Origin of the sequence: Bacillus sp. HMF5848 (genome assembly GCF_003944835.1) — a bacterium.
Taxonomy (GTDB): Bacteria; Bacillota; Bacilli; order Bacillales; family HMF5848; genus HMF5848.
On record NZ_RWIV01000001.1, the window covers coordinates 1,163,249 to 1,190,216 of the forward strand.

19 protein-coding genes are annotated in these 26,968 nt (G+C 38.6%); 12 read left to right on the forward strand and 7 right to left on the reverse strand.

Translation table 11 applies throughout. From position 1 onward, the window contains the following. The first annotated feature begins 108 nt into the window (after nucleotides 1-108). The 4 genes from EJF36_RS05630 (at nucleotide 109) to EJF36_RS05645 (ending at nucleotide 6,296) form a co-directional block, all read left to right on the forward strand. Nucleotides 109-1,503: an S-layer homology domain-containing protein gene (locus tag EJF36_RS05630; RefSeq protein WP_185806820.1), complete on the forward strand. Its 1,395-nt coding sequence runs from the start codon at nucleotides 109-111 to the stop codon at nucleotides 1,501-1,503. Nucleotides 1,504-1,518: 15 nt separating this feature from the next. Continuing rightward, a complete protein-coding gene (locus EJF36_RS05635) occupies nucleotides 1,519-4,008 on the forward strand; it encodes an RCC1 domain-containing protein (protein ID WP_125905381.1) in 2,490 nt (829 codons plus the stop codon). A 169-nt stretch (nucleotides 4,009-4,177) separates the two neighbouring features. Continuing rightward, complete coding sequence (locus EJF36_RS05640) at nucleotides 4,178-5,077, forward strand: fumarylacetoacetate hydrolase family protein (protein WP_125905382.1); 900 nt, start codon at nucleotides 4,178-4,180, stop codon at nucleotides 5,075-5,077. Nucleotides 5,078-5,195: 118 nt separating this feature from the next. After that, complete coding sequence (locus tag EJF36_RS05645) at nucleotides 5,196-6,296, forward strand: HD-GYP domain-containing protein (RefSeq protein WP_125905383.1); 1,101 nt, start codon at nucleotides 5,196-5,198, stop codon at nucleotides 6,294-6,296. A gap of 51 nt (nucleotides 6,297-6,347) precedes the next feature. On the opposite strand, the gene EJF36_RS05650 is transcribed toward EJF36_RS05645, so the two are convergent. Next, nucleotides 6,348-7,541, reverse strand: a complete 1,194-nt coding sequence (locus EJF36_RS05650) for an ornithine--oxo-acid transaminase (protein WP_395940620.1) — start codon at nucleotides 7,539-7,541, stop codon at nucleotides 6,348-6,350. A 181-nt stretch (nucleotides 7,542-7,722) separates the two neighbouring features. Between EJF36_RS05650 and EJF36_RS05655 the strand changes: the two genes are divergently transcribed. Both EJF36_RS05655 and EJF36_RS05660 read left to right on the forward strand, forming a co-directional pair. Beyond that, on the forward strand, nucleotides 7,723-8,073 hold the full coding sequence (locus EJF36_RS05655; RefSeq protein WP_125905385.1) for a DUF1516 family protein: 351 nt from the start codon (nucleotides 7,723-7,725) through the stop codon (nucleotides 8,071-8,073). A 455-nt stretch (nucleotides 8,074-8,528) separates the two neighbouring features. Beyond that, entirely contained in the window at nucleotides 8,529-10,481 is a 1,953-nt protein-coding gene (locus tag EJF36_RS05660) for a sensor domain-containing protein (protein WP_125905386.1), read from the forward strand. 31 nt (nucleotides 10,482-10,512) lie between these two features. Here EJF36_RS05660 and EJF36_RS05665 read toward each other — a convergent pair whose 3' ends face one another. Further along, nucleotides 10,513-11,103, reverse strand: a complete 591-nt coding sequence (locus EJF36_RS05665) for a DUF2777 domain-containing protein (protein ID WP_260471836.1) — start codon at nucleotides 11,101-11,103, stop codon at nucleotides 10,513-10,515. Between the two features lie 174 nt (nucleotides 11,104-11,277). Between EJF36_RS05665 and asnB the strand changes: the two genes are divergently transcribed. From asnB to EJF36_RS22145, 5 genes are all read left to right on the forward strand, one after another. Continuing rightward, nucleotides 11,278-13,128 (forward strand): asparagine synthase (glutamine-hydrolyzing), encoded by a 1,851-nt coding sequence (asnB, locus tag EJF36_RS05670; RefSeq protein WP_125905387.1) that lies wholly within the window; start codon nucleotides 11,278-11,280, stop codon nucleotides 13,126-13,128. A 462-nt stretch (nucleotides 13,129-13,590) separates the two neighbouring features. After that, nucleotides 13,591-15,120 carry a phytoene desaturase family protein gene (locus EJF36_RS05675; protein WP_125905388.1) on the forward strand — a complete coding sequence of 510 codons (1,530 nt, stop codon included), beginning with the start codon at nucleotides 13,591-13,593 and terminating at the stop codon, nucleotides 15,118-15,120. Between the two features lie 19 nt (nucleotides 15,121-15,139). After that, nucleotides 15,140-16,618, forward strand: coding sequence for a phytoene desaturase family protein (locus tag EJF36_RS05680; protein WP_125905389.1), 1,479 nt, complete (start codon nucleotides 15,140-15,142; stop codon nucleotides 16,616-16,618). A gap of 148 nt (nucleotides 16,619-16,766) precedes the next feature. Next, a complete protein-coding gene (locus tag EJF36_RS05685; RefSeq protein ID WP_125905390.1) occupies nucleotides 16,767-17,600 on the forward strand; it encodes a phytoene/squalene synthase family protein in 834 nt (277 codons plus the stop codon). Between the two features lie 504 nt (nucleotides 17,601-18,104). Beyond that, nucleotides 18,105-18,650 carry a transposase gene (locus tag EJF36_RS22145; protein WP_395940621.1) on the forward strand — a complete coding sequence of 182 codons (546 nt, stop codon included), beginning with the start codon at nucleotides 18,105-18,107 and terminating at the stop codon, nucleotides 18,648-18,650. Nucleotides 18,651-18,833: 183 nt separating this feature from the next. Here the strand turns inward: EJF36_RS22145 and EJF36_RS05695 are convergent, their stop codons facing one another. From EJF36_RS05695 to EJF36_RS05710, 4 genes are all read right to left on the reverse strand, one after another. Then, on the reverse strand, nucleotides 18,834-20,327 hold the full coding sequence (locus EJF36_RS05695; protein WP_125905392.1) for a phytoene desaturase family protein: 1,494 nt from the start codon (nucleotides 20,325-20,327) through the stop codon (nucleotides 18,834-18,836). 134 nt (nucleotides 20,328-20,461) lie between these two features. Next, nucleotides 20,462-21,607 carry a glycosyltransferase family 2 protein gene (locus EJF36_RS05700; RefSeq protein ID WP_125905393.1) on the reverse strand — a complete coding sequence of 382 codons (1,146 nt, stop codon included), beginning with the start codon at nucleotides 21,605-21,607 and terminating at the stop codon, nucleotides 20,462-20,464. Next, nucleotides 21,607-22,266 carry a lysophospholipid acyltransferase family protein gene (locus tag EJF36_RS05705; protein ID WP_125905394.1) on the reverse strand — a complete coding sequence of 220 codons (660 nt, stop codon included), beginning with the start codon at nucleotides 22,264-22,266 and terminating at the stop codon, nucleotides 21,607-21,609. The genes EJF36_RS05700 and EJF36_RS05705 overlap by 1 nt, the downstream gene beginning before the upstream one ends. After that, nucleotides 22,253-22,993, reverse strand: coding sequence for a carotenoid biosynthesis protein (locus EJF36_RS05710; protein ID WP_185806821.1), 741 nt, complete (start codon nucleotides 22,991-22,993; stop codon nucleotides 22,253-22,255). The genes EJF36_RS05705 and EJF36_RS05710 overlap by 14 nt, the downstream gene beginning before the upstream one ends. A gap of 195 nt (nucleotides 22,994-23,188) precedes the next feature. Between EJF36_RS05710 and EJF36_RS05715 the strand changes: the two genes are divergently transcribed. After that, on the forward strand, nucleotides 23,189-24,877 hold the full coding sequence (locus EJF36_RS05715) for an alkaline phosphatase (RefSeq protein WP_260471837.1): 1,689 nt from the start codon (nucleotides 23,189-23,191) through the stop codon (nucleotides 24,875-24,877). A gap of 198 nt (nucleotides 24,878-25,075) precedes the next feature. Here the strand turns inward: EJF36_RS05715 and EJF36_RS05720 are convergent, their stop codons facing one another. Next, nucleotides 25,076-26,851: an alpha-glycosidase gene (locus tag EJF36_RS05720; RefSeq protein ID WP_125905396.1), complete on the reverse strand. Its 1,776-nt coding sequence runs from the start codon at nucleotides 26,849-26,851 to the stop codon at nucleotides 25,076-25,078. Nucleotides 26,852-26,968: the final 117 nt, after the last annotated feature.

Genomic DNA, 26,968 nt, shown 5'->3' on the forward strand with positions numbered 1-26,968 from the left:
TGTTTTTGCTAAATTTATAGAAAATTTGTAAAATGTTAGTAGTTAACAAACAATTATCGACTGATTTATGTTAAAATAACAGAGAATTTTGAGGAAAGGATGATATGTATGCTACCTCAATTTAATAGTTTGTTCTTTAAAAAGAATTGTTTTGTGATGATAATTTGCTCAATTTTATTTTTTTTCTTTACCCCATCTGTCACCACAGCCGAAGAAGAAGAGGGTGAGTTCAATTTAATAGATGTAGAAGTTTTGTCTGAATTCCAGTTGGTAAAGGTTGAAGTGGTGAGTGGTGTAGATGAACCAACTGACGAAAATGATGACGGCAGAGACGATGGTGATGATAATGCACCTAGCTCCCCAGCAGATTCATCTGTTATCCCACAACACGTGATGATTATAAGCGAAGACATGGTTAGTTTAGATATAGGTAAGTTACAAGATTACTTAGATAACAATAGTAATCTAGGTGAGTTTGTACTATTAAATACTAGCCAATCTGTTTCTTTATCAAAAGCTATCATTGAACTGTTTATAGATAAAAACTTACTCATCCAACAAAATGATGTTACATACTACTTACCAGCAGAGTTCATGCAACTTGTCAGCGAGCAGTTAACAGATGGGGCACAACTAATAATCTCAATGAAAAAAGTAGATTCTACTAGTCTAGATAATATAACATTACTAGCTCCGATGTACGATTTTACAATCTACATCCAAGATACAGATTCCCACACAGTATTAGGTGATTTTAATTTTTATATGAAGCGTCAATTCACGATGGAAAAAGAAGTGAATCCAGATATATCAACGGGAGCTCTCTACGACCCACAAAGTGGTGAATTCTCTTTTGTCCCAAGTATCTTCGAAGCACTTGAAACAAAAACAATAGCAAGTTTATGGAGTAGAACGAATAGTATATACACAGTGATAGAAAATCCTATTAATTTTAAAGACATGTATTATGTGCCATATAAAGACATAGTCCATAAAATGGCAGCTAAACTGATTACAACCGGGACAACGGATGAGACTTTTTCACCGTTCCGGACTATAACAAGACATGAATTTACGACTCTAATGGTGCGCGCCCTTGGTGCCGCAACGATGCAAGTAGAAGACTATTATTTTATTGACGTATTAGATTCAGACTGGTATGCAAATAATCTGCAACGTGCGTATATGTTGGGACTAGTAGAAGGATATGGAGACCAAACATTTAAACCAAAGCAACCTATTACTAGACAACAAATGGCAGCAATCCTTTATCGCGCATTACAAGGAGTCGGACAAGCACCCGATGTGAACGAGGAGCGACCAGTATTCACGGATTGGCAACAAATCAACAAATGGGCTCAGCCAGCAGTAGCTACGATGACCTCAATCGGGGTTATGGAAGCGCAAAAAGACGGAAACTTCGCTCCATACGGTACAGCCACAAGATTAGATGCCATTGTCATGATTGAGAAATTTTTACGGTATGTTCATTTTATAGATTAGGGGAGGGTAGAACCTTTGAAAAAAATACTATCTATTATTTTATCACTTGCTTTAGTTCTTTTATCTATGCCAGCAATTAGCTGGGCCGAGGATACATGGCGGCAAAATGAATTAAAGATAATTGATGTGATTGCCACAAAAAATAATACGTATGCATTAAGTCAGGATGGCACGCTGTGGAGCTGGGGATCTAAGTACTATTTAGGCAATAATGATAATTCGGTAGATTATACAGTGCCAAACATTGCTACAAATTTTTCGAAAAATATCATTGATATTGAAGCTGCTTATAATTTTACAGCAAACGGGACAGTTCTTTTTGCACTCGAAGAAGATTCAAAAGTAAAAGGAATGGGATTCAGCTATTCTTCCTTATTTCCTGGGCCGACATCAGCTAAAGAACCCGTTGACTTGAACCTCTCGGATATCTCACATGTTTCTATAGGAGAGGATCATGCACTAGCTTTAACGGTAACGGGCGATGTATATGGATGGGGCAGTAACAGTCGTGCCTCTTTTTCTACCAAATCTGAAACGAAAATAACAGAACCAACGACCATAGACTTTGATGAAAAAATTGTAAAAGTCGCAGCAGGCTATGACTTTCAATCTGCAATGTCTGAAGATGGGGACGTGTATACGTGGGGGCGAGGAGAGCTCAAACAGCTTGGAAGAGAAGTAGAGTATGACAATGAACCAGCTCAGCTACAATTTCCGACTGCTGAAAAAATTATTGATATTGAGAATGGGTACCGAACTGGCTTTGCACTTACTAGCTCAGGAGAGGTGTACGGTTGGGGATTTAATGATAGTGGAATTTTAGGAGTCAATGCTCTGGGTGCTAAAGTGTTAACACCTGTGAAAATAGAGGGATTGACAAATATCGTAACACTATCTGCCTCTAAAAAACATGGACATGCCTTTTTACTAGCTCTCGATAATAAAGGCGATGTATGGGGAATAGGAGGCAATGAAAATTCTATTCTAGGGGCAGGTATAGGTTTTAACGTCGACACGCCTGTTAAAATAGATTTCCAAGGTGAAAAAATACGTGCTGTTGATGCCGGGCACCAACATGCTGTAGCCTTAACAGAAAATGGACACGTTTATACGTGGGGCCTAGATTCTGTCGGTTCGTTAGGGTTAGGTGAAGAATGGAGTTTTTACACTACTCCTCAACGTGTTAAATTTCAGACAGAGCCATCTAATGAAAATGTAGAAATTGTAGGGCTGAAAATTCGAGATATACAATTGCCAATTTACAAGGGGCAAACAAAATATTTACAACCCATTTTCACACCTATGTATGCTACAAATCAAAATATAGTCTGGGAATCTAGTGATCCTAACATTATTGATATAAATGAATACGGCAAAATAACGGCGATATCAGCTGGAACTGCAGAAATTTCAGTTTCATCCGCTGGTGTGTCGGCCTCTATTATTGTTACCGTTTTAGAAGATATTGTGTATGTACCTGTCGAAGGGATCGAATTTGATACAGACACACTTAAACTATCTGTTGATGACGATCCGTTTACACTAGTGCCCACTATATACCCTGACAATGCTACCAATCAGAGTGTGAATTGGAGTTCTAGCGATGAAGCTGTTGTGACAGTTGATAGGGATGGAACTGTTACGCCTCATTCGGCTGGGACAGCTCAGATAATAGCGACAACAGAAGATGGCGAATACACCGCTACTGTATATGTAACAGTGACAAATGTCGAGCCACCAATTACGAGCGAACCACAGCTCGGAGACAAGATGGTCTGGCTAGATAAATCTTTGGACTTCCAAAACGTCATTGATTTTATAAGACCTATCATGAAAAAAGAAACCAATTTACACGTTCATCTTGAGCATGATGTTCAAATTAAAGAAGCGAAAGTAACAGTAATAATAAATGGCACGGTAGAAAAAGAGTTAATGTTACAGGATGAGGGTGACGGCATTTGGGGGACAAGTATATCTCCTCAAGACGATGAAACGGGTGTCTGGAGCATCATAGCTGTTCACATTGATGATGCACTAGGCAACACGTTTACTCTTGATATGTCTGACGTGACCTACTCGAGTGACACAAGCTATGAATATGATGTAGACGACCCGGTGCAATTTCATTTTTATGTTTTGCCAGATAACTACAACTTTTTCGGGGAAGAGTATGAATCATTCAAAGTGACAGAAACGAATAACATAGTAAAACTTAATTTCTCGAATGTACTTGATCCGGAATCTATTGATTTAGATTCATTTGTATATATCATTGATGATTCTTTAAAAACAGCAGAAGCACCACTAAATACAAATATTGTACAGGATGGCTATACACTTGAACTAGTTGGCGACAAATCTATCACATTGACACTAGACCCAAGCAAATGGGAAGATCAATCGCGGCTTGTGTTAGTTGTCCATGATACGATAACAGATGTGGATGGCAATCAACTTATTAATCCAAGTTATTTGGTGCTAGAAATAATGAACGAAGAGTCATGATGACGATGACAGGCACACTCTGTTGCAGGGGTGTGCCTTTTTTGATGGACGGTCTAGCGTGGGCTCATCGTTAATAATGTACTGGGCTTTTCCGATCTTTTAAAAAGGAAAAATAAATGATGATGTTGAATAGTATGATGATAAAGATTAGATTACTAGGGGGATGTTCATGAAGCTACTGACAGGTCAATACAAAGAACGAGTATTTTGTGGGTGTGTGTACAATGATAGCTATGTTGTAGATTTAGAGTTAGCTGAAAAAGCTATTTTAAAAACAGAAACAATAGAGTTAGATATGGTATCGAACATCGAGAAGGGGAATAGTTTTCTCGAAAAAGTAGCAAGAATTATTGAAGAAATTCAAGGTGCAAATGAAGTTTATATGCTACCAATTGAAGATGTGCAGCTTCTAGCTCCCATCACGAGACCACGAAAAAATATTTTTTGTGTGGGGAAAAACTATCGTGACCACGCTATTGAGATGGGCAGCGCAGCTGATATACCTAAGCATGTTATGTTATTCTCAAAGGCTCCTACTACGGTTATTGGTCCGAATGAAACAGTGCTCCACCACAACGGTGTAACAAGTCAGCTAGATTACGAAGGAGAGCTCGCTGTTATTATTGGAAAAAAAGGGGTAGGAATTTCTGAAGAGGATGCAATGGATTATGTGTTTGGATATACTGTCTTAAATGATATTACGGCTCGAGATTTACAAGACCGTCATAAACAATTTTTATTAGGAAAAAGCTTGGACACATCTTGTCCGATGGGTCCATGGATTGTTACAAAGAAAGAGATTCCAGATCCTCACCATTTGCAACTTCAAACAAAAGTAAATGGAGAGCTACGCCAAAACGGCCATACATCACAATTTATTTTTAATATCCCTCATATTATATCTGTCATTTCGCGAGGGATGACACTTGAACCGGGGGACATCATTGCAACAGGCACGCCAGCGGGTGTCGGGAAAGGATTTAAACCACCTCGCTTCTTACAACCAGGTGATGTAATGGAGATTACTATTGAAGGAATAGGGTCCCTTATTAATAAAATTCAGAACTGATAATGATATTCAGCTAGACGTATTCTATTTAAATATATTACAATGAAGTATAAAGTCTTGTTGTAGGTGCCTTTATAAGAGGCACCTATTGCTATGTTGTGCTAAAGGGGATGAGCATATGAGACTTGTATCTATTTATAATTGTGAAGTAGGTTTAGAGCTAGCCAAACCGATTTATGATGAAAATGCCAGGATACTTCTCAATAGTGGTACAGTACTGAACGAAGCTTTCATTAATAGATTAAAAAGCAAGAAGATTAGTCATATATACATAAAGTCAGAGGTCACTGAAAATCTTGAAGTAGAGGATAACATATCGCAAGAGCTAAGGTTAAAAACAACATCAACCCTCACCAATGTGTTTGACCTTATTGCAAAAGGCAAAAGTGGGAATAGTCATGCGTTAGCCCGAGTCAAGGGTGTCCATCAAGTTAAAAATTCCGTGCAAGAAATTCTTCAGGAATTAAGAGCCTCTAAAAATCTATTAAATCTTTTATCTCATTTACAAGTTAATCAAGACTCATTGTTTGAGCATGCGTTACATACATGTCTTTACTCGTTATCAATAGGCAAATATATGGGGATAAACGAAAAAGAACTAAACTTGTTAGGACTCGGTGCTTTATTTCATGATATCGGTAAGCTAGAGTTACCACATAAATTATTAATAAAAGAAAAGTTAAATGCTGAAGAAAAAGAGTTACTTCAAAAGCACACTGAATATGGCTTTGAAATGCTGCGAAAGGTGCATGACTTACATCTTGTGATATCACATTGTGCATACCAGCATCATGAAAATGTGGATGGGACAGGCTACCCACGTGGATTGAAAAATGAAGACATTCATTTGCACGCGAGAATAGTAGCGGTTGCGAACCAGTTTGATAAGCTTATTCGTCAAAAAGGTATGCTACCACATGAAGCGATGGAAATATTATGGGGCTACTGCTATACAAAATACGATCGACAGGTTATTGAAGCATTTAGGCAGTCTGTTGCCATCTATCCAATCGGCGTAACCGTCCTATTAAATACAGGTGAGATGGGTGTCGTCGTTGGCTATAATAAGCTAGCGCCGCAGCGTCCAAATGTGCGCGTGTTTCTTGACGCAAACGGCAAAAAGGTAACAAATTTTTATGACATTGATTTAATGAAGGAATTAAGTGTCATGATTGTAAAATGTGATGCGATTATTGAACGAGCTTCTTCTACAAATTAAATAAGAAAAGTCGCTAGCGAGAAAACGCTAGCGACTTTTTGTACATATAAACTAAAGTACTTCTTTTATTTTGTCAATCGCCCAATCTAAGTCTTCTTTAGAAATAATTAATGGAGGTGCAAAGCGAATCACATTTTCATGTGTTTCTTTACATAGCAATCCTTTTTCTTTAAGCTGCTCGCAATACGAACGTGCAGGCTCTGTAAGCTCTACTCCAATAAATAAACCTTTTCCTCTTACTTCTTTAATAATTGGATTCTTTATTTCACGAAGCTTTTCTTGGAAGTAATTGCCTAGCTCTAAAGAACGCTCAGCAAGCTTTTCATCAATTAATACATCAAGTGCCGCGATGGATACAGCACATGCAAGCGGGTTTCCGCCAAATGTTGAGCCATGTGAACCTGGATTAAACACACCTAGAACATCTTTGTTAGCTGCTACACATGAGATTGGAAATACACCGCCACCAAGCGCTTTTCCTAAAATAAACATATCAGGCTCAACTTGTTCCCAGTCACAAGCAAACATTTTTCCAGAACGACCAAGACCTGCTTGAATTTCATCAGCAACATACAAAACATTGTTTTCTTTACAGATGTCATAAGCTTCTTTCAAAAAGCCTTCGCGAGGGATGTTAATACCAGCCTCACCTTGGATCGGTTCGAAGATGAAAGCAGCTGTGTTAGCTGTAATAGCATTACGTAGAGCATCTGTATCTCCATAAGAAATTACCTTAATACCAGGTAGCATCGGTCCGAACCCACGCTTATATTCCGGATTCGATGACATAGAAACGGCTGTCATAGTACGACCGTGGAAGTTTTCTTCGCAAACAATGATTTCTGCTTGCTCAGCAGGAACACCTTTCACATCGTATGCCCAACGACGTACAGCCTTTACAGCTGTTTCAACAGCTTCAGCGCCTGTATTCATAGGAAGAACCATATCTTTTTTCGTAATTTGTGCTACTTTTTCATACCATGGACCAAGTTGGTCGTTATGAAACGCCCGTGATGTTAACGTAATTTTATCTGCTTGATCCTTAAGGGCCTGAATGATTTTCGGATGACGATGTCCTTGGTTAACGGCAGAATACGCACTTAACATGTCAATATAACGGGTCCCTTCAGGGTCCTCTACCCATACACCTTCAGCCTGTGAAATAACAATAGGGAGTGGATGGTAGTTATGGGCGCCAAATTTTTCGGTTTGCTGAATAATGTCTGTTGTTTTAGTCAAACAGATCCCCTCCAATTAGATGAATTCCTTCTCTCTTTACAATAGCTTACAGAGCCAATAACATCAATAAAAATTAAAGCGTTTGCAGCAACTTATGAAACTCTTTAATGAGAATGAAAATATTTCTTGTTTAGGACAAAACATGATATTATTGTTTTGATAATATTTATTACTAGGAGGAGAAACAGTGACACATACTCATATTACAGCATGGGTTCTTGCACTCATCTTATTACTTGTCGCAGTGCCGGCACTTAAGCGTGGTCAAAAACCAAAGGCTATCCTAATAGCTTTGCGTGTTATGTACTTAGTCATTATTGTAACAGGTGTTCTGTTATATATGGCAGTCTATGAAATTCCACCATTGTATCACTTTAAAGCGCTTGTTGGGATTTGGGTTATTGGTGCAGCTGAGATGTTAATTGCACGCCTTAGAAAAGGCAAAGATACAAAGATTGCATGGATTCATTTGATTGTTGTTTTTGTGGTTGTATTATATTTAGGCTTCAGCCTACCACTTGGTTTCAACTGGTTCTAAGTGCGCACGCTACCAACTTATTTGGTAGCTTTTTTTCGTTTACAATGTAGAGGGAAAGATTTATGCAAACGGGGACGTACATTAGACAAGGAGAGGGGCATCTGCTTTGATTGAAGTTGTTACAATTTGAACCATCTACCCGCTTTTTCAACATACTCAGTAATTTTTTTACAACGAGTCTAACACGACAACACCAATTTATATCTCAAAACAAATTACAACGAACCCCCCATCTATATCTTCAGCACGAATTACAACGAAAAGACCAATCTATATATTCAAAACTAATTACAGCGAAAGCACCAGTTTATATCATCAAAACGAAATACACGAAATCACTTCCATATAAAAGGAAATAAACGTAACATTTTGTTAAAAACCTTTTTTACAGTATTAAATGTGATATTGTTATAGAAGGGATTTCAATATGTTTTTATAAAAAAGCGGTGGTAAGAATGATGTGGACGAAAACAATAATTTACTCATCTCAAGACGCGTTACGTGAGTTTCTACAAAATCACCAGCAGATTTTTAAAAAGAGCTCAAGTACATTTGTGCAAGTATATACACCATCTAAGAAATATCACCAAGGTTCGATTATACGCGATTATATAATGACTCAATTGCCACAAGCAGTTGTTAACGAATTTGAACTAGAAGACTGGAAGAATAGTATTCACATAGCTTTTTCAGTGTTTGACGAAACTGCTTCCTATATGAAACTAGAAGATCAAGATGACATTTCAGAGCAAATGTTTAAGTCTTTATTTGAGCATAACAAGGATGCTGTGCTTTCACTTGATGTGAAAGGAACAATTACAAGTGTTAACAAATCTGTAGAGGACTTAATCAACATGAGTGCGGATGAGATCATTGGTAAGTCTATCCTTGATTTTATCCCTAAAAAAGAGAAAAAGCGCGTGACAAATCACTTTTTAAGAACGCTAGCTGGAAAAGAACAGTCTTACGAAATTGATCTCGAGTTAAAGAAAGATACATATTTATATTTAGAAGTGAAGTATGTACCAATTTTAGTAAACTCAAATAAAATTGGTGTGTTTGCAATAGTACGAAATGTGACGGAACAAACCCTTAATAAAAAGAAAATTACACAATTAGCTTATTATGATAGAGAAACGCAGCTGCCGAATAGAACGTGTTTTGAAGAAGAAATTAGTAAACGTATTAAGCAAAAAGATCACTTTTCTGTCATGTTTGTTGATATGGACCGTTTTAAGCTTATTAATGATAGTTTAGGACATAGTGTCGGCGATCAACTGTTAAAAATACTCGCAACACGTATGCAAGGTGTACTGCCTAAGTATAGTAAGCTTGGGAGATTTGGTGGCGACAAATTTATTGTTTTATTAGCTGGTAAAAATGTTGCGTCGAAGCAGCGAGAAGAAAACATAACGATCGTTTGTAACGCTATTTTGGAAAAAATTGCAGAGCCTCTTATTTTTCAAGAGGATGAATTTTTCATAACAGCTAGTATAGGCGTAAGTGTGTTTCCTGCAGATGGAGAAGATGTGCGCCGTCTTTTTAGAAACGCAGAGGTAGCTATGAATCGAGCAAAAGCTAATGGTGGAAATCGCTTTGAATTTTTTGCAGATGAGATGAGTAAGCAGGCGAAGCAACGATTAGAGTTGGAAAAATATTTACGCCGAGCTCTATCATATAATGAATTATTTCTTGTATATCAGCCGCTTGTCGACATGCAAACGGGAAAAGTTATCGCGAATGAAGCTCTTGTTCGTTGGCAGCACCCTAAACTTGGTGTTGTGCCGCCTAGTGATTTTATTCCGTTAGCGGAGGAAACAGGTATTATTCAAGAAATAGGTCGCTGGGTGCTCGAGAAAGCGTGCCTTACAACGAAACGATGGCAGGAACAAGGGTATGCCGATCTTGTCATTTCAGTAAATGTATCAGCGTTTCAATTTCAAAACGCTAATTTTCCATCAGAAGTAAAAGAAGTGTTACAAACTACAAAGTTAGCACCGGAGTATTTAATTTTAGAGTTAACTGAAAGTACGATGATGAGTAACCTTGACCAGAGTGTAAAGGTAATGATGGAGCTGAAAAAAATAGGAGTACGTGTGTCGGTAGATGATTTTGGGACAGGGTATTCATCACTAAGTTATTTGCCACACTTACCTATTAGCAAGCTTAAAATTGATAAATCATTTGTGCAGAACTTACAAACGAATCCTGCTAATTTAGCAATCGTTCAAGCAATTATCACGATGGGTGAGGGCTTGGCTTTAAAGGTAGTGGCAGAAGGTGTAGAAACTTCGGAGCAAATGCAACAGCTTAAAAGCCTACACTGTCATTATGCACAAGGCTTTCATATTCAGAAGCCATTGAAAGAACATGAAGCTGTTCAATTTTTTCATGTAATAGTGCCGTAAAAAAACATTTCAGGATGAGCTATATGTAAGCTCATCCTGAATCTTCAATACCGTCATCGTTCCAGTTGTAAATGGTTCTTAGCATACGATGACCATGACTTTCAGTAAATTCAAATCGTATAATGGGAGGGGATTCATTAAAATTATAATGATGGTGCATGGAGCAAATCGATTCCTCATTATCAAATATTAAAAAATTAACTCCACGTCCGGTTTTGGGCGTTTGGCTATACAGAAGCTGATTATGACAGTATATACAATCATACATTGAATAGCCGAGTTGATTTAAAGAAGAGATGAATTGATAAAAAGTCGAATCATCTAACTGCTCAAGCCAGCAATCATAGCTATGTAGCAGTGCTTTTTGAATACGTACCATATCTCCATTTTGTAAACGATAAATCGACTTAGCTAAAATGACTCTTCCTTTTTCCTTTAACTCCCCTTTTAACCACCCATTTTTTAATACTTCAATATGAACATGGGCGATATCCTCCAAAAGAAATGCCTCATCTGTTTCTTCATCAAAAAAAATCCACTCATCATTAATAAACTCTACTGTCCCTGTCGTATAGGCGCGAGGTTGCTCCTGGCGCATGCTTGATCTATGCTGTGAATTCATTGGTGGTCACCTCAAATATTATATGTTTTGATCTTGCGATGCGATGTGTAGGACTTATTCTCTTTTTTACCAAAAACAACATGTTTCATTCATGTTATATTTTCGTTCATGGGAAAAGCTTAGTTTGCATAGTTATATATATATGTTTTCGAATGCAAAGGAGAGTTGATATATATGTGTGGCATAACTGGCTGGATCGACTTTAATCAAAATTTAACTCATGAGCACCCACAGCTAAATAAGATGGCCGAAACTCTTACTAAACGTGGCCCAGATGATACGAATACGTGGACAACGACTCACGCTGCATTCGGTCATAAACGACTTATCGTAGTAGACCCTGCAGGTGGTAAGCAGCCGATGACGCGAGATAAGCTCTCAACTTCCTACACCATTTGCTACAACGGAGAGCTATACAATACAGAGGACATCCGTAAAGAGCTTCGCAAACGCGGCTATACATTCCAAGGGCACTCAGATACAGAAGTGCTACTATTATCATATATAGAGTGGCAGGAGCAATGTGTGGACTATTTAAATGGAATTTTTGCTTTTGCCGTTTGGGATGAAAAGCAAGAAAAAGTATTTTTAGCTCGTGATCGCTTAGGTGTAAAACCATTGTTTTATAAAAAGTCAGATGGACAGTTATTGTTTGCGTCTGAATTAAAAGCGATATTAGCACATCGAGATGTAAAGTCGGAAGTAGGATATGAAGGTTTAGCAGAAATATTTGGGCTTGGGCCATCTCGTTCGCCTGGGCATGGTTTATTTCGTGGAATAGAAGAGTTACGCCCTGCACATGCGATGAGTTTTTCTAAGACATCTGGTTTTAAAGTATGGCGCTATTGGGATGTTGTAAGTAAACAACATACCGACTCGTTAGATGAAACGACAGAACGAGTTCGATTTTTAGTGAAAGATGCAGTCACACGCCAGCTTGTATCAGACGTGCCAGTTTGTACATTTTTGTCTGGTGGTGTGGATTCGAGTGCCATTACGGCCATAGCCGCACATGTTTTTGCAAATGAAGGGAAAGGGCCACTTCACACGTATTCAATAGACTACGAGGATAATGACAAATTCTTTAAAGCGAATGACTTTCAGCCTAATTCAGATGCTCCGTGGATAGAGAAAATGTCAAACGAGTTTCAAACAGTTCATCATAATGCGGTGATCACACAGCAAGCGTTAGCAGATTACTTACATGAAGCCGTTCTTGTTCGTGACCAACCGGGCATGGCGGATGTGGATTCATCGTTGTTGTGGTTTTGCAATGAAATTAAAAAGAACTTCGTCGTAGGCTTATCAGGTGAGTGTGCCGATGAAATTTTCGGAGGATACCCGTGGTTTCATCGTCCAGAAGATTTGCAACGTGGCGGATTTCCATGGATGCGTTCAACCGATCAGCGTGTTCAATTACTGCAGAATAGCTGGCAAAAGAAGCTCAATATTCATGAATATGTAAAAGATAAGTATGACAAAACAATAAAAGAGACACCTGTGTTAGATGGCGAATCTCAGCTTGAAACGTTTCGTCGGCAGTTATTTTATTTAAATATGCAATGGTTTATGACTACATTGTTAGATCGTAAGGATCGTATGAGTATGGGAGCTAGTTTGGAAGTGCGTGTTCCGTTTGCAGATCATCGTCTAGTTGAATACGTATGGAATATTCCATGGGAGATGAAAATGCACGGTAACCGTGAAAAAGGTATACTTCGCAGAGCTTTAGAAGGAATCTTACCTGATGATGTCCTGTATCGCAAAAAAAGCCCGTACCCGAAAACACACAACCCAGCTTACACTGAAGCGGTAAAAAAGTGGGTTAACGGCTTATTAGAGGATAAAAACTCTGCGCTTTACGAATTTTTAGATCACAAGCAATTAAAAGACATCATACAATCAAATGGTAATGCCTTTACAGTTCCATGGTTTGGGCAGCTCATGACAGGTCCGCAACTAATTGCACACTTAGGTCAAATTCACGTATGGTTCAAGGAATATAATATAAATGTTGTAGAATAGTGTAGGTATGATAAAAATAAATGCTTTAGAAATGTGTGTTTCATAAAAATAAATGTTGTAGCATAGTAGGTACGATTCGAGTAAATGTCTTAGCATAATAGGATGATTCGAATAAATGTCTTAGCATAATAGGTTTCAAATAAAATGTGGTAGAATAAGGTTTATTTAAAAGGGCGATGCGTCGTCCTTTTTTTGTGTTTAGAGAAGTATGCTTTAAATTAAAGCCTTCTAGGGTATTGTAAGACGAGAGCCTTGCGCTATTGAAATGTATGGTTAAGCTGGATAGCATACGTATTTGGAAGTTTAGACGTATGCTGTAGTAATAAACTCATCATGTCCTTACAATTTTTTGAAACAGTGTCACTTTTTTATTTTCTAAATGTGAGAGATTATATTGGTGTTTTTAATTTTTTTAATGTACAATATTTGTATAACTATTGTATAACGAAGAGGGGCGTAAGTATGACAAGTCGAATAGTCGTGCTGGGAGCTGGTCCAGGGGGATTAGCAGCAGCAATGTTACTGGCAAGTCAGGGATATCAAGTCGATGTATATGAAAAACAACCTTACATAGGTGGACGTAATGCCGCACTTCAACTCGGTGATTTTACGTTTGATGTTGGTCCCACTTTCCTCAGTATGCCTCATATCGTCGAGGAATTATTTGAAGCGAGTGGACGGAGTGTGCATGATTATTTAGATTTAAAAGAATTAGTAGATATGTATGAACTGCATTTTGAAAATTCTTCTCTTGTAATGACACGAAATCAAGAGAAGATGAAAACTAGAATAGAAGAACTGTTTCCAGGAAACGGAGCCGGTTACGAAAAATTTTTACAAGAAACAGAAAAGAAAATGGCTCGCTTAACGCCTATTTTGCAATCACGCATGGAATCGTTACTATCATATGTGTCACCACGTGTGTTAAAAGCATTACCACAGTTGTCCTTAACAAAGAGTCTATATGATGTATTAAGTGACTTTTTTACAGATGAAAACTTAAAGCTCGCATTTACATTTCAGTCAAAATACTTAGGCATGAGTCCATGGGAATGCCCTGGTGCTTTCTCTATTTTATCATATATGGAACACGCATATGGAATTTACCACCCAATCGGTGGGGTAAATCAACTACCACATGCTATGGCTAAAGTAGTGGAAGAGTATGGTGGGAAAATACATTTAAATAATGGTGTCGACAAGCTATGGATTGAAAAGGGCGTCGTGAAAGGTGTTTGTCTAGAAAATGGAGAGAATGTGGCAGCAGACAAAGTTGTAATAAATGGTGACTTTGCCCATGTGATGACAAATCTAGTTGAACCAGGTGTACTGAAGAAATATACACCAGAAAAGCTCGCGAAGAAAAAGTATTCATGTTCGACATTTATGATGTATGTCGGTCTAGATAAGCAATACGAGTTGCCGCACCATACGATTGTTTTTTCTAAAGATTATCGTACTTTTGTAGAAAAAATAACAGGTAGCATGGAGCTTCCAGATGATCTGTCGATTTATATTCAAAATCCAGTTGTAACGGATTCAACATTGGCACCTCCAGGCAAGTCCGGCCTATATATATTAGCACCCGCACCAAACAACTTTAGCGAACTAGATTGGGAGACGCATAAACAAGCATTTCGTAGATTAGTGCTAGATACGATTGAAGCGCGGACGGAATTTAAAAACCTTGAAGCGCATATTGAAGTCGAAAAAATATTGACGCCGCTTAATTGGCAGCATGATATTCATGTATATCAAGGTGCAACCTTTAACCTTGGTCATAACTTATCGCAGATGATGGCATTCCGCCCTCACAATAAATTTGAAGAGCTAAAAAATTGCTGGCTTGTAGGTGGTGGCACACATCCTGGTAGCGGACTTCCTACTATTCTTGAATCTGCAAGAATAACAACGAACGGTATATTAGGCGAAGACGGTAAAGAAACACTTATAGTGCCAGCGTTACCGGCACAAAAATCAGCCGCAATTTAATGTGGAATGGGGTGAGCATATGAGAGTCGGGATAGTCGGAGGCGGTGTCGGTGGTATGATAACCGGTTTGTTACTCCTAGAAAAAGGGTATGATGTTACGATATTTGAGAAGTCTGATAGGTTAGGTGGACGGTTACGCTATGTTGAACATGAAGGATATCGGATTGATCAAGGCCCTACTATTGTCCTCCTACCTGACATGCTTCGAGATATTTTACAGGCAGCGGGTGTATCTATAGATCAATATTCGTTACAAGCGTGTGACCCATTGTACTCTATTCAATTTGCCGACGGTAATACTTTTACGAAAAGAGCCAACCTTGATGAGCAACTTGCTGAAATAGAGCGAGTGTTTCCAGGTCAAAGTAATGGGTTTAGTCGCTTTATGAAAGATATGGAACAGCGATTTTCTATCGGTCACCCAGCTTTTTTAAAAAAGCAATTTATTCGTAAAAGTGATTTTTGGACGACAAAAAACTTAAAAGCGATGCTTAAGCTAAAAGCATACCAAACAGCAGATCAATTTCTAAAAAGTTACTTTGATAATGAACAATTACGACTGGCATATTCATTACAAACTCTTTATATTGGTGGAAATCCCTATGCCACTCCTGCTATGTACAACTTAATCTCTTATAGTGAGCATGCACACGGCATTTACTATGTAAAAGGTGGATATGCAAGTCTCGTGAAAGTACTGCACGATACACTTGAGGCAAAAGGAGCAATCATTTACACTAAAACACAAGTAGATGAAGTCGTCGTTGAAGGGGATGTCGCGACAGGCGTCGTGAGTGATAATCGACTTTATGAGTTTGATAGTGTTATATTGAACGGCGATTTTCCAATTGCAAGTAAACTATTGAAAAAACGTTCAGGTTCGGAGCGGAAGTTCACCCCATCATCAGGATGTTTACTTCTATACATGGGGATTGATAAAGTCTACAAGGATAACAACGTACATCAATTCTTCTTGCCGGACAACTTTGAACAGACGATGACTGATATTTTTATAAAAAAACAAATACCTGAAAATCCATCTTTTTATACGTTTCATCCTTCGATTATAGATGACAGCCTAGCACCAGCGGGCAAAGGTGTCATGTATATGCTTGTGCCGGTTCCATCAGGTGACCATATAGATTGGGAATCTCAAAAGGATAGATTAGTTGATCAAATTTTACAAGAAGCTGAAACAAAAGGCTTTCCTGGCTTACGAGGTGCAATAGAATGGCTTGAGGTGCGTACCCCTCAAGATTCGGCTCGCGATGGATTGTTTGCTGGCGGTAGCTTCGGCATTGCACCAACTCTCTTTCAATCAGGCGTATTTCGCCCACAAGTGAAGCCATATGACATTGACAATTTATTCGCAGTCGGTGCCTCGATTCACCCTGGAGGAGGCATCCCCATTGTAATGCAAGGCGCGATGCTATGTGCGGAGGAAGCTTCAAAATATAGTCAGAGTATTCAACAGCAATACGCCGAAATAAGTAGATAACCGGTAAGAAGTATGCTGGGGTAGGAATATAATCGGATATTGTAGGTTGGAGTAAGTTGATAGCGATAAGTCGTATGCTGGGGTAGGTATATAACGATAAGTCGTGTGGGACCGACCCGATAAAGTTTCTTACGAAAGGAGTGGGAATTTGGATAAGTTAAAACATGCTTATGATATTTGCGAGGCAATCATTAAAGAGAATTCAAAGACATTTTATAAAGCATTTTCTTTTTTACCTGCGAAACAAAAGCGAGCTGTATGGGCCATTTACGCTTTTTGCCGTACAGTAGATGATATTGTCGATGAGGGTGAGCAGCCACTAGAAGGGTTGCAACAATTTGAACACGACTTTAATACATTTCTTTCAGGCCAGCTACCGAACGACAATGTCATGTGGGTAGCTTTGCAGGATGTTTTTCAATCATATGACATGAATGAACAAGCATTTCATGACATGATTAAAGGCCAAAGCTTTGATTTAGTAAAAAAAGAATATGAAACGCTAAATGAGGTTCTTGATTACTCCTATCACGTTGCTAGTACGGTAGGGTTAATGCTATTGCCAGTTCTCGCTCCTGGGAAATTTGATAGACTACGAGAAAGTGCCATCAAACTAGGCTTAGCAATGCAACTGACAAATATTTTACGCGATATCGGAGAAGATTTAGAACGAGGTCGCGTGTATATACCAAAGGATGTTTCGTTACAGTACCGATACAGCGAAGGAGATTTGCATTCTCGCGTGGTAAATGCCCCATTTGTGCACGTATGGGAGCACCTAGCTAATATCGCAGAGGAGTTATACGCGCAGAGCTTTGAAGATTTAGGTGAATATCCGTTATATTCACGCACACCAGTCAAAGGAGCTGGTATTCTCTACCGTTCTATCTTAGATGAGATACGCAAAAACCACTACAATGTCTTCTCTAACCGCAACTTCGTTAGCTCAGCAACGAAAGCGAAGTTGTTGGCGCAGATGTAGGAGTGTGACTGGGTTATAACTTTTGAAAGCACAGAGATAAACGAAAGATAGGTGGATTGCAACTAGCCAGTTTTAGGGGCGTGGTTGAGTTGAATTGGCAGCGAACTTGAAAAAACACAAACATCCGTGGGGTGTTTGTGTTTTTTATGGTAATCTGAGCGATATTACATTTTACTAACGGAATTCTAAGAAAAAATAACGTTATGACGATATTTGGTAGAGTTTCTAGCATTAAATGATAAAAATTATGGGGCTTTTCATGTCGAATTATGTTGTTTGAAGTCGAGGTTTGTAGGTGCCTGGCACGCTCAAAAATGAGGGTTGTAACAATCTAGTAATATCAAGGGTGCATAATTTGTCGTCAATTGTCGGTGCCAGGCACCGACAATTTTATATATATTTTGACAAATCGTTAACTAATATTGCCAAAATACTAACTATTTTTTAAAATGTATATGCAAAGGAGGGATAAAAATGCCGAGAAATCCAAGGTTGTATCAACCTATGAGTTTTTATCACATCACAAGTAGGTCGATAGAAAGATACTTATTCAAAACAGAGGAGGATTACTATAGATTTTTGAATATATTATATTTATCTACTAAAAAACATAACGTTATTATTTGTTCATATTGTTTAATGAGAAACCACTTTCATCTAATTATTCAAACCCCACATTACCACATTTCGAACCTCATAGGACAGATAAAAAAACAATACTCAAACTACTACAATAAACAATATAACCGAAAAGGACCTCTATATGAGAAACGATTTTTTGCAAAAGAAGTTATAGATAATTCATCGTTATTATTAACGAGTAGTTATGTTCACTTTAACCCCACAAGGCACAACGTTGTTTATAATCCACATCATTACCAATACTCAAGTTATAAATACTACTATGACATACAACAAAAAAGCCCTAGACTATTAACAATGTCCCCTATACTGAATATTTTCTCTGGGTCAATTGAAGACCAGGCAAAATCATACATAACCTGGTGTGAGCAAGCATGGTTACAACGGAATAATCGAGTTAAACAATAGAAAGTTCATACCCCCGTCATCAAAATATTATTTAACTTTGGATGCTCCGAAAAAGTAATGGTGCTGCACGATTAGCATTTAATCATTATTACTTAGTTTATTAATAAGAAAAAACACAAGACTTAAAGAAAGCTTGTGCCTTAATTTAATGATTTACAGTAAAAAGTCAGCCCGCACACCCCATCACCTCACCCCAACCTTTCCGTGCTTTCGATCGACATACTTTCCGACGTTCAAGCCGCCGAGTGTGACCATCGGTGAGCCGCCGCCGGGGTGGGTGGTACCGCCGACGAAGTATAAACCGCGGACATCGGGGCTCACGTTGCTTGGACGGAAGAAGGCGTCGGTTCGGTGGTTCGATGATATGCCATATAGAGCGCCGCGGAAGGCGGCGAAGCTCGAAGCAATGTCAGAAGGTGTAATAACGCGCTCGTACGAAAGGTGTGAGCGGATATCGAGCCCTTGCTCCTGTAACTTATCGTAAATGATGTTTTTGTAGTGTTCTGGATTCACTTGTAAACCGTTCTCTTTTCGTAACGCGGGTGCGTTTACTAATATGAATAAGTTTGAGCCGCCTTCAATGGCCGCCGTGCTATCAGTAAATGCAGAATTACAAATGTAAATCGTTGGGTCATCACTGTATATCTTTTCTTTAAAAATTTCAGTGAATTCACGTTTATAATTGCTTGAAAAATATACATTGTGATGCAGTAATTTATCGAACTGTTTAGACACGCCTGCCAAAATAACAAACGCGGATATCGAAGGATCATATTTAAAGATTTTACTATCTGGAAAGCTTGGACGGTGGACCTCCGGAATGAGCCGTTGATACGTTGTCAGCAAGTCCGCATTCGCAATCACGGCGTCAGCCCCTACTTTTTCACCATTTTCCAACAAAACTCCCACTGCCTGTCGGTTCTCCACAAGTACTTCCTTAATAGAAGTAGAGGTGTGAATTTTTACGCCGAGCTTCTTGGCCACCTTTTCAAAGCCGCGGGCTATGTTATAATTACCACCTTTTACATAATACACACCTTGATTTAACTCTAAATGAGCAATCAACGCGAATGTTGCCGGTGTTAAATAAGGTGAAGAGCCAATGTATGTGGCATAGCGATTGAAGGCTTGAATAACTTGTTCGTTTTTAAAAAAGATGCGAAAGAAGCTGTCTAATGTTTGAAAAGGGCGCACCCTCATAAAAGCTCTGCTTAATCGCGGTGAAAGAAAGTCAGGTAAAGATGAAAAGATTTTCGGGAAAAATTCGTGCTCAGCAATGTTATAAAGCTGACGCACCTCCCTTAAAAACCGCTCTAAATTCTTAAACCCATGAGGATCTAGCGACTTCAACTGCGATAACATAACTTCTTTATTACTCGAAAAATCAAAGCTCGTGCCATCTGCAAAAATATTTCGTGTATGTCGGTCTAATTTAACTAGCTCAAAATAATCTTCCGCACGTTCGCCTGTTTGTTCAATGACTTGCTTAAATATTTGTGGCATCGTGATGGTGTTAGGTCCGAAGTCAAAACGAAATCCATTGTTACTAGTAACCTCCATAAGCTTGCCACCAACATGTTCGTTTTTTTCAAAAATCTCAACAGAATGCCCTAAATTGGCAAGGGTAATGGCCGTCGATAACCCTCCTAAACCAGCACCAATAACAATGACTTTCATTAAAAAACCTCCATCAAGTTATTTATAAATAAGCAGCAACATAAATTAATACGCACTCTCGGTTCACATCTGAACCACACGCCCCACACGTATCTTGCAACGCTTAAAATGACCTCTTCAATACAAATCATCCCTTAGTAATACTCGCGGCCTTTCCAAGTTATCGCTTGTTTTCTTATACTGCGCCACATTGCAACTATTAGTAAAATAACCATGACTGCTGCAGAAAAAGGGATAAACCAAAATGACGAAAGTCCACCGGTATTCATGCGCCAATCTACAAACGCACGCAGCAGAATTGTTAGTAAAAGTGGCACTACATAAATCCAGCCATATAAGGGGTCCATCCAGCCGTATAAGGGCGCTATTAAAGCTAACAGAAGAGGACCAACAAAAACTAACGTGTAAAAGCCAATCAACATAATAGCTAGTATCCAAGACCGACCGATACCATTAAAAATATTTTTCGAAAAGCCTTCCCATGTGTCACGGTTTGAATTATACATATGGCACGCCACATGTCGACTTACATTTGCTAACATAACTTTATAACCGGCATGCTTCATGTTACGAGCAATGTGGACATCCTCGACAAGCGAGCTTTTTACAGACGCGTGTCCACCAATCGCTTCATAGGCATTCCGTTTGAAAAACATGAATGCTCCGTGTGCAGCTGTTGCTGCGGGAAACATATTTTTATTTGCGAGCCATATGGGTAAGTGAAGTAATACAATAAAGTGCTGCATTGGCACAAGTAGCCGGCTGAGCCAAGTTGATACAGGAAATGATGGAAAGCCTGTCACTAAGCCCGCATTATAATGTTGCGAAACGTCAAGTGCGCGTTCTACTACATCAGGTTGCAGCCTGACATCTGCATCGATAAAAAGCAAATAGTCTCCGTTGGCACGATGTGCTAACTGGTGGCATGCATATGATTTACCTATCCAGTCTCGAGGAAGCTCCTCACCTTTTAAAATTGTAAATTCTGATTGCTGTAATAACTTATTTGTCTCATCTGTAGAGCGATCATCAAGTAGCAGCACTTCCAAATTTGGGTATGTTAACTGACGCACCGACTCAAGTAGATCATCTACATTCGCCTCTTCGTTACGCATCGGGACAAGCAAAGAAACAAGGGGGCGATCGACAAACCGCTCTCGCCCCGGGGTACTCGCACTATTACTCTTCCTATCATTACGTCCGCTGAAAGGAACTAGAAACAATGAATTGATAATAGTCCAACCGACTAACCCGACATAAATCATAACAATTACACTCATTACAAACGCCTCGTGAAATAATCATAGTTTTCAGTGATCACAATATCTCGTAAATGATCTAGCTGTTCGGTGACATGTGCTTCCAGTTCATATGTATTCTCTTTGCGTGTACCGGCTAAAAACTGTTTAGCATGGACCGCTTTTCCAATTGTAACGTAGGCACTTGGTTTTTTTACATGACCAAACGAATAATAAAACGAAACAGGCACAACATGTACTGATGGTTGTCGCTCAAGTAAATAGGCTATTCCGGGTAGAAATTGTAATGGACGCTGTTCTAAGTGCCGTTCATCTCCTTGTGGGAAAATACTTACGCTGCGACCTTCGTCTAATAATGCACTAGCATAAGAAAATGATTTAATAATATCTTTAGGCTTTTGCTGATTAATAGAGAAACCTCCGAGCTTTCTGAAAAAAGGGTAACTCAGTAGCCCTTTTTCCGACATCATCGCATGCATATCCGTTTCTAATATTTTTTTATTCAACTGAAACAACAGCAGCCCATCCCACCACGAGCTGTGATTGAGCACACAAACGTAAGGGGCCTTCGGCATTTCCTCAACATGAACGAGAATTTTTTCAAAAGAGCGTTTCAGCAAAAACGAATTATATATAAAAAATAGATTTTCAAACAGACCGTCCTTTTTAGCTTCTAGCATAAAAGACCCTCATTCCGAGCAAGACGATGAGTATAACAGAGGAGAAAAATGATGCAAGCCATAAACCGTTCAATAATCCAATAAAGGCAAACATACATGTCACTAGTACATACACCGTAAACAACCGTCGTTGCCAGTCCAGGTCCAGCGACTCACTACGAAATAAATAAACTACTATAAAAAACAGAGCCGCTAACACAAACCAACCAGCAAAATTAGAAAAAGGAATGTCGTAATATAGTCCACCTTGGTTCCAAATCCAATATTCTTTAACGACAGCGGACACAGGATCCAAGATTAAATCCATACCAACAGATAAACCCGCGCCGATTAAAATTTTTAAAAGAACAGCCTTATTGCTAAAAAGACGTTCCACAATCGCATGGCTAGATCCTATGACCATTAACCAAGCAAATCCTATCGCGACCGGTACATCAAATAGTTTTAAGCCAAAGTCATCGTTGTATGTGTAATTCCCAAAGAACACACCGTAAACTGTACCGATATGCTCGACACTCATTGAAACTACGAAAATAATGGTGCTTATAATCCAGCCCTTCACAAGGCCAAAGCTTTTTAGAAAATAAATGATAGCAAGCACACCAGTCAATACGAGGAAAACGAGATTCGCCCATTCCAAGTACGGAGGTAAAAGGTCGAAACCTACAAGAACAACACCAACACTAAACCATAGTAAAAATAAACGATATATCCATTGCTGCCACAAAGTGTTCACATCCTCTCAGTTTCATTATAAAACGGATTAGCGTCGTTTGCTAACTTTAAGGCGTTTCGTAAAGACGTTTGGTAATTATAGAAAAATTTACAAATGTTTATAAAGTCTTAAAATTACCCTAACATTCTATTAACTTTTAGCTGGTAACTTAGTAGAGTAATGAATTTAAGAGGGAGGAACAATATTTTGAAAAAACTAAAACAGCTTCAGATTGTAGTTTTAGCATTTGTGTTGATTATGTCATTATTTTCACCTGCAGCGAGTGCAGCTGAAAAAGGGACAGCTAAAAATGTTATTTTAATGATTCCAGATGGATTAGGTGCTAGCTACTTAACAGCAGCAAGACTTTACAAAGGCGAAGAATTAAGCTTTGAAAAATATGTAAAAGGTTTAATGAAAACATATTCTGCTAATACAAGCGTTACAGATTCAGCGGCTGCTGGAACAGCAATGGCAACAGGTTACAAAACTGATAATGGTAAGATTTCAGTAACACCTGATGGAACAGAGCCGGATTCAATCCTTGATGGTGCTCGTAACGATGGAAAAGCGACTGGATTAGTTGCAACTTCTCGCATTACTCATGCTACACCTGCTGTATTTGTATCACATGATGCATCTCGCGGGAACGAAGTGGCGCTTGCTCAACAATATATTAATAATGTTGACGTAATCCTTGGTGGTGGCCAAGATATGTTCACTTTACAATCTGAGGGTGGAAAGCAACCAGAGCGTAATCTTGTAGAAGAAGCAAAAGCAGCTGGATATGACTACATAACAACAAAATCAGAAATGGCTGACGTATCAAGCAATAAAGTACTAGGGTTATTTGCAAAAGCTGCTTTAACATATGAAATTGATAGAGTAGACGAAGAACAACCAAGCCTTTCAGACATGACAGAATTCGCTATTGATGTATTACAAAAAGACGAAGACGGATTTTTCTTAATGGTAGAAGGTAGCCAAATTGACTGGGCAGGTCATGGTAACGATCCAACTGCAGCTATCCATGATGTATTAGAGTTTGAAAAAGCTGTTGATGTTGCATTAGAATTTGCTAAAGAAGATAAAGAAACATTAGTTGTCATTGTAGGAGACCACGAAACTGGTGGTATGGTTATCGGGTCAACACATGGCGGCTATGCTGATAATATTGAAGTTTTAAAAAGCATTAAAGCTAGTAATAATACAGTAGCAAGAGCCTTACACGAGAGCGCAACAAAAATTTCTTTAGAAAATGGTAAAGAAGTTGATGGTGAATACTATATTCATATCCGTGATGCAGTTGCTCAAATGAATGGTGAGCTTGAGTATGATTCTAAAACAAAGCAAGCAACAATTAATGCTGAAGGTATGTCTGTTACATTTAATCTAGCTGACAAGGTTGTTAAGCAAGGCAACGAAATGGTAGCATTTGATTTATTCCTTGATCAAGAGGAAAGCAAGAATTATATGAATGTTAAAGATTTATTCCGTTTATTTGGCTATGATGTTGCTATTGGTACATCAAAAGATAAGCCTGAATTAACGACTGCTTATTTATTACATGTGAACAAAGTAACGGCTCCGTATTATGGGTTTGACTTAACAGCGGATGACGTTGAGTTAATCACTTCTGTAAACTGGAACGGGTATTACGATGTACCTAACGTGTTAGGAACAGTTGTATCTAACCACGCTTACATCACATGGGGCACGCGTAACCACTCTGGTGTTGAAGTACCATTATATGCATATGGAGTAGGAGCAGATCATTTTGTTGGATTACTTGAAAACATCCAATTACCACGTGTTATTTCATACTTAATGGGGACAGAGATTTTTGAAGATGAAGTAGAAACAATTGAAGAATTAGAGAATAGAAGAACTAACTAATCACCAAAAGGAGCTGCCTCAAGCGTTGAGGCAGCTTTTATATGTGTTAGGATATAGTCTTAGATAGGGTGTAAGTAAGGATTACTCCGACACTCAGTAAATAATACTCTAGAAAAGCACAAAAACACGCTAGATCCGAGCCTAACGTGTTTTTTGATGCAGCGCTTAAAATCGAAAAACGAAGTGTGCGCTTCTAGTTTATCCTACTAGATCATTTACTTTATATATTGCAAATCCATATGCAGGAAGGTGTGCAACTAACTGATCAGCTGCAGTTGATAGTGATTCACCAGTCCATAAGTTTGTTAATGTTTTATTTTTCACATCAAGTGGTAACGTTGCTTCAATATCGCGATCTGAGTTGTTTAAAACAAAGTAAATTGAATCTTGCTCATAGTTTTTACGATATACTACATAATTCAACTCATCGTTCGCTTCGACAAACTCAAATGTACCTCTGTTACCGAAAGCAGGTTCTTCTTTACGAAGCTTTAACAGCTTTTGAGTATGGTAGAACATGTCCCGGTCTTGGTGCTCTTCCTCCCAAATCATACACGCACGACAACCAGGGTCTTGTCCACCAGCCATGCCGATTTCGTCACCGTAGTAAATACATGGTGCACCTAGGAATGACAGCTGGAATACGTACAATAGCTTCACTTTTTCCTTACTATTACCACAAAGGGTCAAAATACGTGGTGTGTCATGGCTATCAAGTAAATTAAACTGAACTTCATTTACGTTAACTGGGTATGAATGCAATACTTCCGTGATAATATTGCTGAATTTTTCTGCACGAATATCATCTTTTGCAAAGAAACGAAGGGCGCCATTTGTAAATGGATAGTTCATTACAGCGTCAAATTGATCGCCTTGTAACCATGGCATAGAGTCGTGCCAAATTTCACCTAAAATATAAACATCGTCACGCACTTCTTTAACAGCCTTACGGAAATCACGCCAGAATGCATGATCAACTTCATTCGCCACATCTAAACGCCAGCCATCGATGTTAAATTCGCGAACCCAATAGCGACCTACTTCTAATAAATAATCACGAACTTCCGGGTTTTCTGTGTTAAGCTTAGGCATATTTTTTTCAAAAGCAAACGTATCATAATTTGGACGTGGCTCCGTTTGAATTGGGAAATCCCAAAGGTGGAACCAATTTGTATACGGAGAGTTTTCTCCTTTTTCTAACACATCTTGGAATTGTGGGAAATAGTAGCCGCTATGATTAAACACAGCATCAAGCATCACTTTAAGGCCTCTATCGTGACAAACTTGCACTAGCTCTTTTAATTTTTCTTTATCGCCAAATTGAGGATCAATCTCCATATAATCAATCGTGTCATATTTATGGTTAGAGTATGCTTTGAAAATTGGTGTGAAATAAAGACCGGTCACACCTAAATCAACTAAGTAATCAATATTGTCGATCACACCTTGGAAATCTCCACCAAAGAAGTTTTGCGGTGTTGGATCCGCACTGCCCCATTCTAGAGCACCTTCTGGGTCATTACTTTTGTCTCCATTGCCAAAACGCTCAGGAAAAATTTGATACCAAACAACATCTTTCGCCCATTCAGGAGCTTGAAACACATCAACAGGGTTAATGTAAGGGAAGCAATAGAAATAAGCTGTATCATCGTTAGGCACTTCATCATAAAAGCCTTTTTCTGTTAGTACTGCTGTTTCATCGCCGCTAATAAGCTCAAAGCCGTAGCGTAAACGACGGTATGGTGGTTTAATAGCAATAAACCAATAATCATACAAGCCATCCTGTCCTGTTTTACTCATAGGAGCCGTTTCGTATTGCCAACTACCGTCAGCCCACTCATATGGATCTCCATGGATTAAGTTAACAGTGTCTACATCATTCTTTTTTGTACGGATACGAATATGTAATGTTTCTTTATCATACGCATAAGCAAAATTATTCTTCGGGCGATGATAGATTGCTTCTTTGATCATAAAATCTTTTCCTCTCTTTCAAAAAAATGCATCCAGTTTTATGAATAATGCAACCGGTTGCACCTCGTTTATAATGTATAAAGCGTATTCAATCTTTATCATTATGTCAACCGTTTC